The organism is Knoellia sp. p5-6-4 (genome assembly GCF_029222705.1).
Classification (GTDB): domain Bacteria; phylum Actinomycetota; class Actinomycetes; order Actinomycetales; family Dermatophilaceae; genus Pedococcus_A.
In genome coordinates, this window is sequence record NZ_JARGZF010000001.1 from 382874 (window position 1) to 395206 (window position 12333).

Sequence of the window (12333 nt, forward strand, 5' to 3'; positions counted from 1 at the left end):
AGTAGACCCGCCGCGTCACCCGCGCGACGTTATGGACAGATCCGCCGGACTTGCCAGATCCGCCAGTTCCGTCACCTCCGCGGGGGGTGGCTACCTGCCGTCACCGGTGCTCGGCGCGCGGCCTCCGGGGCGACCTGGTCGATGAGGAAGGCCCACTCCCACGCGACCTGCCGCCAGGCGTCGTAGCGGCCGCTCTTTCCGCCGTGGCCGGCCACCATCTCGGTGCGCAGGAGGATGGGCCGCTGCGCCGGGTCGTTGGTGACCGTCTCCCGCAGGCGGGCCACCCACTTGGCCGGCTCGGTGAAGAAGACGCGTGTGTCGTTCAGGCTCGTCGTCGCGAGCACCGCGGGGTACCGCACCGGGCGGAGGTTCTCGTACGGCGTGTACTCCTTCATGTAGGCGTACACCTCCGGGTCCTCGAGCGGGTTGCCCCACTCCTCCCACTCCACCACCGTGAGCGGCAGGCTCGGGTCGAGGATGGTGGTGAGCGCATCGACGAAGGGCACCGAGGCGTGGACCGCCCGGAACGTGTCGGGGGCAAGGTTGACCGCAGCGCCGATGAGCAGCCCGCCGGCCGAGCCGCCCTCTGCCGCGAGGCGGTCCGGCGCGACCCAGCCGGAGTCCACCAGGTGCGCAGCGCAGTCGACGAAGTCGGTGAAGGTGTTCTTCTTGGCGAGCAGCTTTCCCTGGTCGTACCACGCCCGGCCCATCTCGCCGCCCCCGCGGACGTGCGCGATGGCGTAGACGAATCCGCGCTGCAGCAGGGACAGCCGCGCCACGGAGAAGTACGGGTCCGAGGACGCCTCGTAGGAGCCGTATGCCGTGAGCATGCCCGGGTGGGTGCCGTCCGGCTCGGTGCCCCGTCGGTAGACGAGCGACATCGGCACCTTGGTGCCGTCGCGGGCGGTCACCCACTCGCGGCGCTGCTCGAAGTCCTCGGGGTCGTAGCCGCCACGCACCTCCTGGCGCTTGAGCACGGTGAAGCCGCGGCTTGCGACGTCGTAGTCGGAGACCGTCTTCGGCGTGACCATCGACTCGAACACCACCTGGATGCTCGGCGTCGAGCTCTCCGGGTTGTCGCCGAGACCGACCTGGTAGACCGGCTGGTCGAACGGCAGGTCGTGGCCCGCGCCGAAGCCGGCCTCCGCCGTCTCGTCGCGCGGGAGCAGGCGAAGCGCCGTGAGCCCGTCGCGGCGCAGCGACAGCACGGCGAAGTCGTCGAAGGCGTCGACGCCCTGGAACCGCTCGCCCTTCTCGGCCTCCAGCAGCGGGCGCCACTGCTCGTGGCTGGTGCAGTCGAGCGGCGCCCAGGCGAGGTCCGAGTCGGGGTTGTCGGCGTTGTGCACGATCAGCAGCCGGTCACGGGCCGGCTCCACCTCGTACTCCACGCCCTCACGGCGAGGCGCGACGATGCGGAACTCAGCCGTCGGGTCGGCGGCGTCGAGCAGCCGCACCTCGGAGGTGGTCTTGGAGCCGATGCCGATCATCAGCCACCGGTCGTCGCGCGAGGTGCCGACACCCATCCAGAACCGCGGGTCGACCTCCTCGTAGACCAGCACGTCCTGCTCCGCCGGGGTGCCCACCTCGTGGCGCCAGACCTGATGGGGGCGCCACGACTCGTCGACCCGGGTGTAGAGGACGTGGTTCGCGTCGAGGGAGAACGCGCAGCCGTAGCCGATCTGCGTCACGGCCTCGTCGACCACGGAACCGGTGTCGAGGTCCTTGATGCGCAAGGCGAACCTCTCGTCGCCCTGGGTGTCCACGGCATACGCGAGCCACCGGTGGTCGGCGCTCACGGTGAGCGCCCCGAGCGAGAAGAAGTCGTGGCCCTGCGCCTCGACGTTGCCGTCGAGCAGGACCTGCTCGCCCTCGACCTCGCTGCCCGGCTCCGGCTCGGGACGGCTGGGGTGTGCGCTGACGGGCGCCCGGCAGTGGGCGGCGTACTGCGCTCCCTCGAACGTGCGTGTGTAGTACCACCAGCCGCCGCTGCGCACCGGCACGCTCAGGTCGGTCTCCAGCGTCCGGGACCGGATCTCCTCGAACAGCGCCTGCCGCAACGGCTCGAGGTGCGCCGTCATCTCCTCCGCATAGGCGTTCTCGGCCTCCAGGTGCGCGATGACCTCGGGGTCGGACTTGTCGCGGAGCCACTCGTAGTGGTCGATGACGCGGTCGCCGTGGTGCTCGCGGACGTGCTCGCGGCGGGGCGCGGAGGGCGGGGTCGGCATGGGAGCACTGTATGCCGCGGGGCTCGGCGGCCCGGCCATCGCTCCCTGCGTGGGCGGCGGGGCGGCTACCCGGAAAGGCAGCGCGAGCCGAGGATGACCTTCAGGTCGCCGAACAGCGCCTCGGTGGCGTTGACCCGGTAGCTGTCGTCGAGCTTCATCAGGACGGACCGGCCCGCCTGGCTGAGCCGGACGTGCACCTCCGTGGAGCCCGGGTGCGAGCTGAGCACGTTCTTGAGCTGCTCGATCTTGCCCGTGGTCGCCCGGGTCGTCTCCATGGTCACCACCACGGGACCGCGCGGGCCGTCGGTGATGTCGGGGAGGATCAGGTCGGAGGCGTAGATCGAGACCGAGTCGTCACGGCGGTTGACCCGGCCCTTGACCGCCACCACCTTGTCGTGGCCGAGCATCGTCGAGACGGTCATGTACGCCGAGGGGAAGAACAGGCACTCGATGGCGCCCTCGAGGTCCTCCACGGTGACGATCGCCCAGAGGTCGCCCTTCTTGGTGCGCTTGACCTGCAGGCCGGTGATGAGCCCGGCGATCTGGACGGTCGACCCCTCGGGCTTGCCGTCCTCGCCCATGAGCGAGGCGATCGAGGTGTCGGCGTGCTGGCTCAGCACGTGCTCGATGCCGAAGAGGGGGTGGTCGGAGACGTAGAGGCCGAGCATCTCGCGCTCGAAGCCGAGCAGGGTCTGCTTGTCCCACTCGGTCGTGGGGATCGGGGGCAGCACCGACACGTCGAAGGCGTCCCCACCGGCGTCGTCGTCGCCGAACCCGCCGAACAGCGAGTCCTGCCCGATGGCCTCCTGGCGCTTGATGTCGATGAAGTGGTCGATGTAGTCCTCGTGCACCCGGGCGAGGCCCTGGCGGGTCTCGCTCATCCCGTCGAAGGCGCCGCCGCGGATCAGCGACTCGACCGTGCGCTTGTTGCACACCACCGCAGGACACTTGGAGAGGAAGTCCTTGAATGAGGTGAAGCGGCCCTTCTCCTCGCGGGCGGCGACGATGGCGTCGACGACGTTGCGGCCGACGTTGCGGATGGCCTCGAGGCCGAAGCGGATGTCGGTGCCGACCGCGGCGAAGTTGGCGACCGACTCGTTGACGTCGGGCGGGAGCACCTTGATGCCCATGCGGCGGCACTCACCGAGGTACAGCGCCGACTTGTCCTTGTCGTCGCGGACGCTGGTGAGCAGAGCGGCCATGTACTCGGCCGGGTAGTTGGCCTTGAGGTAACCGGTCCAGTAGGAGACCAGGCCGTAGGCGGCGGTGTGCGCCTTGTTGAACGCGTAGTCCGAGAACGGCAGGAGGATGCCCCACAGCGTCTTGATCGACTCCCTGGAGTACCCGTTGTCGAGCATCCCCCTCTCGAAGTTGACGTACTCGGCGTCGAGCACCTCCTTCTTCTTCTTGCCCATCGCGCGCCGGAGCAGGTCCGCGTTGCCGAGGGTGTAGCCCGCGAGCTTCTGCGCGATCTCCATGACCTGCTCCTGATAGATGATCAGGCCGTAGGTCATGCCCAGGATGGGCTCGAGCGCCTCGGTGAGCTCGGGGTGGATGTAGTCGATGTCCTGCTTGCCGTTCTTGCGCAGCGCGAAGTTGGTGTGCGCGTTGGCGCCCATCGGGCCGGGGCGGTAGAGCGCGAGCGCCGCCGAGATGTCCTCGAAGTTGTCGGGCTGCATGAGTCGCAGGAGCGAGCGCATGCCGCCGCCGTCGAGCTGGAAGACGCCGAGGGTGTCACCGCGGCCGAGCAGGTCGAAGGTGGCGCGGTCGGTCATGTCCTTGGACAGCGCGTCGAGGTCGATCTCCTCGCCGCGGTTGGCGCGGATGTTCTCGATGGCGTCGTCGAGGATCGTGAGGTTGCGCAGGCCCAGGAAGTCCATCTTGACCAGCCCGAGCGTCTCGCAGCTCGGGTAGTCGAACTGGGTGATGATCTGGCCGTCCTGCTCGCGGCGCATGATCGGGATCACGTCGATGAGCGGCTCGCTCGACATGATGACACCGGCCGCGTGCACGCCCCACTGCCGCTTCAGGCCCTCGAGGCCCAACGCGGTCTCGACGACCTCCTTCGCATGGGGCTCGGCCTCGACGAGCTGGCGGAACTCCAGGCCCTCGCCGTAGCGGGGGTGCTCGGGGTTGTAGATCCCCGAGAGGGGCACGCCCTTGCCCATGACGTCCGGCGGCATGGCCTTGGTGAGCTTCTCGCCCATGGAGAAGGGGTGTCCCATGACGCGCGAGGCGTCCTTGACGGCCTGCTTGGCCTTGATGGTGCCGTAGGTGACGATCTGGGCGACGCGCTCCTCGCCGTACTTCTCCGTCACGTACCTGATGACCTCGCCCCGCCGGCGCTCGTCGAAGTCGACGTCGAAGTCGGGCATCGACATGCGCTCGGGGTTGAGGAAGCGCTCGAAGATCAGGCCGTGCGGGATCGGGTCGAGGTCGGTGATCTTCATGGCGTACGCGCACATGGAGCCCGCGCCCGAGCCACGGCCCGGGCCCACCCGGATGCCGTTGTTCTTCGCCCACTGGATGAAGTCGGCGACGACGAGGAAGTACCCGGCATACCCCTTGCTGACGATGACGTCGATCTCGAACTTCGCCTGGTTGCGCGCGTAGTCGGGCACGCCCTCGGGGAAGCGCTCGTGAAGGCCCTTCTCGACCTCCTTGACGAACCACGACTCCTCGTTCTCCCCCGGCGGGCAGGGGAAGCGCGGCATGTAGCGGCCCTCGCCCTCGGTGAACGAGACCTCGCACATCTCGGCGATGAGCAGGGTGTTGTCACAGGCCTCCGGCAGCTCGCGCCAGACGTGGCGCATCTCCGCGGGGCTCTTGAGGTAGAAGTCGTCGGCGTCGAACTTGAACCGGTTGGGGTCCATCAGCGTCGAGCCGGACTGCACGCACAGCAGCGCCGCGTGGGCCTTGGCGTCCTCGGCCCTGGTGTAGTGCAGGTCGTTGGTGGCCACCAGCGGCAGGTTCAGCTCGCGGGCAAGGCGGATGAGGTCCTTCTGCACCTGGCGCTCGATGCCGAGGCCGTGGTCCATCAGCTCGCAGAAGAAGTTCTCGGCGCCGAAGATGTCACGGAAGTCCGAGGCCGCCTGCACGGCCTCCTTCCACTGGCCCAGGCGCAGGCGGGTCTGGATCTCGCCGGACGGGCAGCCCGTGGTGGCGACCAGGCCCTGCCCGTAGGTCTGGAGCAGCTCCTTGTCCATGCGGGGCTTGAAGTAGTAGCCCTCGAGGCTGGCCAGGCTCGACATGCGGAAGAGGTTGTGCATGCCGTTGTTGTTCTTCGCCAGCAGCGTCATGTGGGTGTAGGCACCCGAGCCGGAGACGTCGTCGCGGCCGCCGTCGCCGTACTTGACCCGCGTCTTGTCGGTGCGGTGCGTGCCCGGCGTCAGGTAGGCCTCCACGCCGATGATCGGCTTCACGCCGTACTTGCGCGCCTTGGACCAGAACTCGTAGGCCCCGAAGACGTACCCGTGGTCGGTGGTGGCCACTGCGGGCATGCCCATCTCGGCCGCCGTCGTGAACAGGTCGTCGATCCTCGCCGCCCCGTCGAGCATCGAGTACTCGGTGTGGACGTGCAGGTGGACGAAGCTGTCCTTGGACGAGGGCGAGGCGGGCTGTGCTGACATCGTCGACGATCATAAGCCGCCGCGCCGACACCCTTCGGCGTGTCGCCTCGAGTGTCGCCCAGGTCTCGCAGAGAGCGCCCCTGCAGGTCGCCGGGACCTTTATCGGGTCACCCGATAGAGGTGCGCCTCACCCGAGGTGCCACCGGAGGGCAAGTGCCTGTTCATCGGGTCACCCGATAGAGGCACAGGTATGCCGCGCGGCTGGGCCACGCGGCACACCCGCGCCTCTCAGAGCAGGTCGAGCGCCTTCTGCAGGTCTGCCGGGTAGGGGCTGGTGAAGCTGACGTACTCCCCCGTGCCCGGGTGCTCGAACCCGAGGCCCACTGCGTGCAGCCACTGCCGCTCCAGGCCGAGCCGGGCCGCGAGCTTCGGGTCCGCCCCGTAGGTCAGGTCGCCCACGCACGGGTGGTGCAGCGCCGCGAAGTGCACCCGGATCTGGTGGGTGCGGCCCGTCTCGAGGTGGATGTCGATGAGGGACGCCGCCCGGAACGCCTCCATGACCTCGTAGTGCGTCACGCTCGGCTTGCCGGACTCCATCACGGCGAACTTGTAGTCGTGGTTCGGGTGGCGGCCGATCGGCGCGTCGATGGTGCCCACGACTGGGTCGGGCAGGCCCTGCACGAGGGCGTGGTAGGTCTTGTCGACCGTGCGGGACCGGAAGGCCTGCTTGAGGCGGCTGTAGGCGTACTCGCTCTTGGCGACCACCATCAGGCCGCTGGTGCCCACGTCGAGGCGCGAGACGACGCCCTGCCGCTCGCTGGCGCCCGACGTGGCGATCCGGTAGCCGGCGGCTGCCAGCCCGCCCACCACGGTGGGACCGGTCCAGCCGACGCTCGGGTGGGCGGCGACGCCGACGGGCTTGTCGACCACCACGATGTCGTCGTCGTCGTGGATGATCGTCATGCCCGGCACGGGCTCGGCGATGACCTTCAAGGTGGGGCTCGCGTCGACCGCCGGGAGGGTGACCTCGAGCAGGTCGCCGGCCGCGACGCGGTCGGACTTGCCGGCCGGCTGGTGGTTGAGCTGCACGTCACCGGACTTGGCGAGGTCGGCCGCGCGGGTTCGCGAGACCCCGAACAGGCGCGCCAGCGCGGCGTCGACCCGCTCCCCCTCGAGCCCGTCGGGGACGAACAGGGTGCGGGTGTCACTCATGGTCGGCCTCGTGCCTGCCTGCCTCGTGCCTGCCGTGCTCGGGCCGTGCGCCGTCGACGCCGATGCCCATCGTCGCCAGCACCGCGATGACACCGGCGGCGCCCACGATCGCGATGTCGGCGACGTTGCCGATGAACCAGCCGAAGTAGTCGATGAAGTCCACCACGTGGCCGCGGCCGGGACCGGGCTCGCGGAAGACGCGGTCGGCCAGGTTGCCCAGCGACCCACCGAGCAGGAGGCCGAGCGCCCACGCCCAAGCGGTGCTGCCGAGGCGCCGCGCGGTGACGAGGATGAAGACGAGCACGCCACAGGCGATGAGCGTCAGGACCCACGTCGCCCCGGTGCCGATGGAGAAGGCGGCCCCGGGGTTGCGGATCAGGTTGAGCCGGATCAGCGAGCCGACGAGGTCGACCGGGTCACCGGGGGTCAGGGAGCGCAGCGCCCACAGCTTGCTCAGCTGGTCCAGCAGCAGCACCACGGCGGCGGTGCCTCCGAGGACGGCGAAGAGCCGGCTGCGCTGAAGGGCGGAGGTGTCGGTTGTCTGCTCGGGCGGGGTGGTCTCGTCGTGCGCAGCGATCAGCGGCGCTCCTGCTTCATCTTGCATGGCATGCATAGGGTCGCACGAGGAGCGGCCTGAAGGCGAAGTTTGCCGATCGGGTTGCCGCAGGACTCGCAGATCCCGTACGTGCCGTTGTCGAGGCGCTCGAGCGCGTGGAGGTTCTGGATGAGCATCTCGCGGGCGTTGTTGGCCACGGAGATCTCGTGCTCGCGCTCGAACGTCATGGCTCCGGCGTCGGCCTGGTCGTCACCCGCCCCGTCACCTCCGTCCCGCATGAGCCCTACGAGGTCGGCCTCCGCCACCTTGATCTCCTCGCGCAGGTGCGCCACGTCGGCCTCGATGGAGGCCCGCACCTCGGCGAGCTCCTTGGCGGTCCACGGCGTCTCGTCCTCGCGCACCCGGAGCGTCGCCGCTGCGGCGGGCTGCTTGGACCGGCCGGCGGCTGCGCTCTTCCTTGCCGCAGTGGCCTTCTTGACGGGTGCGGCCGGGGCGGCCTTCTTGGCGGGCGTCGTCTTCTTCATGGGAGCGGCTTTCTTTCCAGGAGGAGCCTGGGTGGCTGCGGCCTTGGTAGCGGTAGTGGTACCGGCCCGACCCGTTGTGGGGGTAGGGGCCTTGGTACCGGGTTTCGCGGCCGGGGCGGTCTTCTTGGCCGCGGCCGCCTTCTTGGTCGCCGCGGTCTTCTTGACCGGGGCCGCCTTCTTGGTCGCCGCGGTCTTCTTGGCCGGGGCCGCCTTCTTGGTCGCCGCGGTCTTCTTGGCCGGGGCCGCCTTCTTGGTCGCCGCGGTCTTCTTGGTCGCCGCGGTCTTCTTGGCCGGGGCCGCCTTCTTGGCCGCCGCGGTCTTCTTGGCCGGGGCCGCCTTCTTGGTCGCCGCGGTCTTCTTGGCCGTGGCCTTCTTGGCCGTGGTCTTCGTCGTGGCCTTCTTGGCCGTGGTCTTCGTGGCGGCGAGTGTCGCAGCCGTCGAAGCGTTGGCCCCTGGGCGTGACGACGTTGCCTTCTTCACCGCGGCCTTGACCGCAGAGCGCGCCTTCTTCGCCACGGCACTGGCCGGCGAGACCTTCTTCGACGCGTTCGTGCCACTCCTCGTCCCGGCGGCGTCAGCCGTCCGTGCAGCCATAGCAGGCCCCTTGGGTCGCAGTGCGCCCGTCCCCACGAGCGCGGTCAGGTCCCGCGAGGATAGATCCTGGGGCGCCGGTACTCAACGGCAAAACGCGTTGGGTTCTGCGCAAAAACGCCGAAGGCGCCGACCGCGCACATCCGTGCCGGTCGGCGCCTTCTGGCGACTGCTTGCGTGGGAGGCTGCTCAGCCCTGCTGCTCGTCCTGCCCCTCGCGCTTGGGCTCGAGGTCGACCCCCGTGTGGTCGAGCTGCTCGAGCTGGCCCTCGATGTAGGACTTCAGGCGCGCCCGGTAGTCGCGCTCGAAGCCGCGCAGCTCCTCGATCTTCTTCTCGAGCAGCCCGCGCTCGCGGTTGAGCTGCTCGAGAATCTGGGCCTTCTTCTGCTGCGCCTCGTGCACCATGCCGGTGGAGCGCTCCCGAGCCTCGGTGATCATCTGCTCGTGGCGCGTCGTGGCGTCCTTGATCAGCTCGTCGTGGCGTGTCTGCGCCGTGACCAGCAGCTCGTCGTGGCGCGCCTGTCCCGACTCCACGAGCTCGTCGTGGCGGGCCTGGCCTTCGGAGATCAGCCGGTCACGGGTGGCCTCGCCCTCACCGACGTGCTCGTCGTGCAGGCGCTGCGCCAGCGCGATGAGGCTGGCGGCGCTCGCGCCGCCGCCGGCGGCGGCCGCACCGAGCTCGGAGGCAGTCTCGACCGGTGCGGACTGGGCCTGCTGGGCCCGAGCCTGCTGCTGGGCCTCGGCCTGCTGGGCCAGCTGCTGAGCGTGCTGCTGGGCGTGCTGCTGGGCCTGCTGCTGGGCCTGGGCGGCCTCGGCAGCGCGCTGCTCGGCAGCAGCCTGCTGCTCCGCCGCCACGCGCATCCGCTCCTGCGCTGCCTTCTCGGCCTCCTCCGCGCGGCGCGTGGCGGCCGCGATGCGCTCCTGGGCGGCCTTGTCGGCCTCCTCGGCACGCGCCTGCAGGGTCGCGATGCGCTCCTGGGCCTGGGCGGCAGCCTTCTCCTGGGCCGCCTCGGCCTCCTTCGCGGCGGCGGCCTTGCGGGCCTCGGCCTGCGCGTCGGGCTTGGCGACCGGAGCCATGCCCTTGCTCTGGCGGCACTCGTTCAGCTGCTCGCGGAGGTCGTCGTTGTCCTTGATGAGACGACGCATCTCCGCCACGACCTCGTCGAGGAAGTCGTCGACCTCGCGTTCGTCATAGCCCCGGCGGAACTGGGTCGGCGTGAAGTTCTTGTTGAGGACATCCTCGGGCGTGAGCGCCATGTAGTCACCTCGGTTGGCAGGTCAGAAGCAGTGCAGTCGCAAGCATCCCAGAGACTGGGGCGCCCTTCACCCTATTGGATGGCCGCTCAGCTCTGGATGACCCCCATGAGGATGGAGACCCCGAGCATCAGGATGAGGAAGGCGAGGTCGATGCGGACCGACCCCAGGCTCAGGGGCGGCACGACCCTGCGAATCGCCTTCAGCGGCGGGTCGGTCACCGAGTAGATCAGCTCGGCGATGACCAGCATGATGCCGCGTGGCCGCCACTCGCGGGCGAACACCTGCACCCAGTCGAGGATCAGCCGGCCGATGAGCAGCACGAAGAAGATGTACAGCAGGAAGTCGAGGATGCTGCCGACGACGCCGAGTCTCATGGCGGTCAGCGTGCCACGTCAGTCGGGGGCCCGGGTGGGCGGGTCAGCTCTGGTTGAACAGGCCGCGAGCAGGGACGGCGCTCGAGCCCTCCTCGGCGGAGACCTCGACGTGCGACGGCGAGAGCAGGAACACCTTGGAGGTCACGCGCTCGATGGACCCGTGCAGGCCGAAGACGAGACCGGCGGCGAAGTCGACGAGGCGCTTGGCGTCGGCGTCGTCCATGTCGGAGAGGTTCATGATCACCGGCGTCCCGTCGCGGAAGCTCTCACCGATGTTCTTGGCCTCGTTGTAGGTGCGCGGGTGGATCGTCGTGATCCGGTTCAGCCCGCCGACCTCGACGTCGCGCACGACTGCAGCCACCGGCGTGCGCTGGGGCAGCGGCGTGACGGCAGCTGAGCGCTCCTGCTGCGGCTCGCGGTGCGCCTCGCGGTGGGGCTCGTCGTAGTCGTACTCGTCGTAGCCCTCGTAGCGCTCGTCGTCCTCAGCGAGCCCGAGGTACACCATCGTCTTGCGCAGCGCCCCTGCCATGAGAGCTCCCTTTGGTCTGTCGTGCGGTCGTTCACGAGAACGATCGGGTTCGCGCCTGAAGTTACCGAAGTGACGGACGAGATCCGAGGATTGCGCTGCCGACACGCAGGTGTGTCGCCCCGTGGGCGATGGCGGCCTCGAGATCGGCGCTCATCCCCGCCGAGACCCACGTGGCCCGCGGGTGCGTCGCCCGTATGCCGTCGGCCACCTCTCGCAGCCGGCCGAACGCGGGTGCCGGGTCGGCGCCGAGCGGCGCGACCGCCATCACGCCGAGGAGCTCGAGGTCCGGCGCCTGCGCGACCGCGTCCGCCACCAGCGGGGCGTCCTCGGGCCGAGCGCCGGCGCGCCCCTCGTGGTCGCCCTCGTCGAGCGAGACCTGCACCAGCACGCCGAGGCGCCTGCCCGCGCGGTGGGCTCCCTTCTGCAGTGCCTCGACGAGGCGCAGCCGGTCCACGGACTGGACGACGTCGGCATACTCCGCGACCGCCGCCGCCTTGTTGGTCTGGAGCTGACCGATGAAGTGCACCGTGAGCAGGTCGCGGTGCCGCAGCCGCGCCACCTTCTCCACCGCCTCCTGGTGGCGGTTCTCCCCCACGTGCCGCACGCCGAGCTCGGCGAGCAGGTCGGCATCAGTGGCCGGGAAGAACTTCGTCACCGCGACGAGCTCGACGTCGTCAGGGCTGCGGTCCGCGGCGGCGCAGGCCCGCTCGATGCGTCCGCGGACCCCTGCCAGTCCGGCCGCCAGCTCGTCGCGCCGCGTCACGCCGCCACCAGCTGCACCACGCCGGCGAACCTGCCGGTCTGGCGGTCCCGCCGGTACGAGTACAGCCGCGAGGACTCCCGGGTGCAGCCCGGAACCCACTGCACGGCAACGTTGTTGGCGCGCAGCTGCGACACAACCCCCGCGGCGACGTCGATGGCCGGCGTGCCCGTCCACGAGACGGCGCAGGTCTCGGGCGAGACCTCGGCCGCCGCGTCGCGCATCTGCGCCGGCACCTCGTAGCAGCGCCCGCACACCGACGGGCCGACGGCAGCGGTGATGGTGCGCGCACCGGCCTCGCGCATCACCGTCACCGCGCGGTCGACGATGCCGCCGGTCATGCCCGGGCGCCCGGCGTGCACCGCGCCCACCACCCCGGCCTCGGTGTCGGCCAGCAGCACCGGGGTGCAGTCGGCGACGAGCACGGCGAGGGCCAGGCCCGGAGTGGCCGTGACCACGCCGTCCGCCACCGGCGCCTGCCCGCCCCGCCACGGACCGTCGGCCACGACGACCTCGGACCCGTGGCACTGGTCGAGGTAGAGCACTTCCTCGACCCTGCGGCCAAGAGCCCCGGCGAGGGCTTCGCGGTTCGCAGCCACGGCCTCGGGCTCGTCGCCGACGTGGCCGCCGAGGTTGAGCGAGCCGAAGGGTGCGCCGCTGCGGCCACCCTCCCGGTCGGTGAAGCCCCACTCGAGGGGTCCGGAACGCTCACGCCAGAAGAACACAGGCGACACCG

General features: G+C 70.1%; 10 protein-coding genes. All 10 read right to left on the bottom strand.

What is annotated here, in order from left to right:
- Window positions 1-71 precede the first annotated feature (71 nt).
- The gene (locus tag P2F65_RS01885; RefSeq protein ID WP_275803600.1) at window positions 72-2225 is read right to left on the bottom strand and encodes a S9 family peptidase; all 2154 of its coding nucleotides are present in this window, start codon (window positions 2223-2225) and stop codon (window positions 72-74) included.
- A 65-nt stretch (window positions 2226-2290) separates the two neighbouring features.
- On the bottom strand, window positions 2291-5854 hold the full coding sequence (dnaE, locus tag P2F65_RS01890) for a DNA polymerase III subunit alpha (protein WP_275803602.1): 3564 nt from the start codon (window positions 5852-5854) through the stop codon (window positions 2291-2293).
- 228 nt (window positions 5855-6082) lie between these two features.
- Complete coding sequence (locus P2F65_RS01895; protein WP_275803604.1) at window positions 6083-7006, bottom strand: RluA family pseudouridine synthase; 924 nt, start codon at window positions 7004-7006, stop codon at window positions 6083-6085.
- The gene (gene lspA, locus P2F65_RS01900; protein ID WP_275803606.1) at window positions 6999-7610 is read right to left on the bottom strand and encodes a signal peptidase II; all 612 of its coding nucleotides are present in this window, start codon (window positions 7608-7610) and stop codon (window positions 6999-7001) included. The genes P2F65_RS01895 and lspA overlap by 8 nt, the downstream gene beginning before the upstream one ends.
- Window positions 7583-8680 (bottom strand): TraR/DksA C4-type zinc finger protein, encoded by a 1098-nt coding sequence (locus P2F65_RS01905; protein WP_275803608.1) that lies wholly within the window; start codon window positions 8678-8680, stop codon window positions 7583-7585. The genes lspA and P2F65_RS01905 overlap by 28 nt, the downstream gene beginning before the upstream one ends.
- Window positions 8681-8866: 186 nt before the next feature.
- Entirely contained in the window at window positions 8867-9934 is a 1068-nt protein-coding gene (locus P2F65_RS01910) for a DivIVA domain-containing protein (protein WP_275803610.1), read from the bottom strand.
- 86 nt (window positions 9935-10020) lie between these two features.
- Window positions 10021-10308 (bottom strand): YggT family protein, encoded by a 288-nt coding sequence (locus P2F65_RS01915; RefSeq protein ID WP_275803612.1) that lies wholly within the window; start codon window positions 10306-10308, stop codon window positions 10021-10023.
- Window positions 10309-10351: 43 nt separating this feature from the next.
- Window positions 10352-10837: a cell division protein SepF gene (gene sepF, locus P2F65_RS01920; RefSeq protein ID WP_275803614.1), complete on the bottom strand. Its 486-nt coding sequence runs from the start codon at window positions 10835-10837 to the stop codon at window positions 10352-10354.
- A gap of 61 nt (window positions 10838-10898) precedes the next feature.
- Window positions 10899-11600, bottom strand: coding sequence for a YggS family pyridoxal phosphate-dependent enzyme (locus tag P2F65_RS01925; RefSeq protein WP_275803616.1), 702 nt, complete (start codon window positions 11598-11600; stop codon window positions 10899-10901).
- On the bottom strand, window positions 11597-12322 hold the full coding sequence (pgeF, locus tag P2F65_RS01930; RefSeq protein WP_275803618.1) for a peptidoglycan editing factor PgeF: 726 nt from the start codon (window positions 12320-12322) through the stop codon (window positions 11597-11599). Before pgeF ends, P2F65_RS01925 begins: the two co-directional genes overlap by 4 nt.
- Window positions 12323-12333: the final 11 nt, after the last annotated feature.

Coding starts and splice junctions, on each gene's coding strand:
- P2F65_RS01905 (WP_275803608.1), bottom strand. CDS start 8,680: ATGGCTGCACGGACGGCTGACGCCGCCGGGACGAGGAGTGGCACGAAC.
- P2F65_RS01915 (WP_275803612.1), bottom strand. CDS start 10,308: ATGAGACTCGGCGTCGTCGGCAGCATCCTCGACTTCCTGCTGTACATC.
- dnaE (WP_275803602.1), bottom strand. CDS start 5,854: ATGTCAGCACAGCCCGCCTCGCCCTCGTCCAAGGACAGCTTCGTCCAC.
- P2F65_RS01895 (WP_275803604.1), bottom strand. CDS start 7,006: ATGAGTGACACCCGCACCCTGTTCGTCCCCGACGGGCTCGAGGGGGAG.
- lspA (WP_275803606.1), bottom strand. CDS start 7,610: ATGCAAGATGAAGCAGGAGCGCCGCTGATCGCTGCGCACGACGAGACC.
- sepF (WP_275803614.1), bottom strand. CDS start 10,837: ATGGCAGGGGCGCTGCGCAAGACGATGGTGTACCTCGGGCTCGCTGAG.
- P2F65_RS01910 (WP_275803610.1), bottom strand. CDS start 9,934: ATGGCGCTCACGCCCGAGGATGTCCTCAACAAGAACTTCACGCCGACC.
- P2F65_RS01885 (WP_275803600.1), bottom strand. CDS start 2,225: ATGCCGACCCCGCCCTCCGCGCCCCGCCGCGAGCACGTCCGCGAGCAC.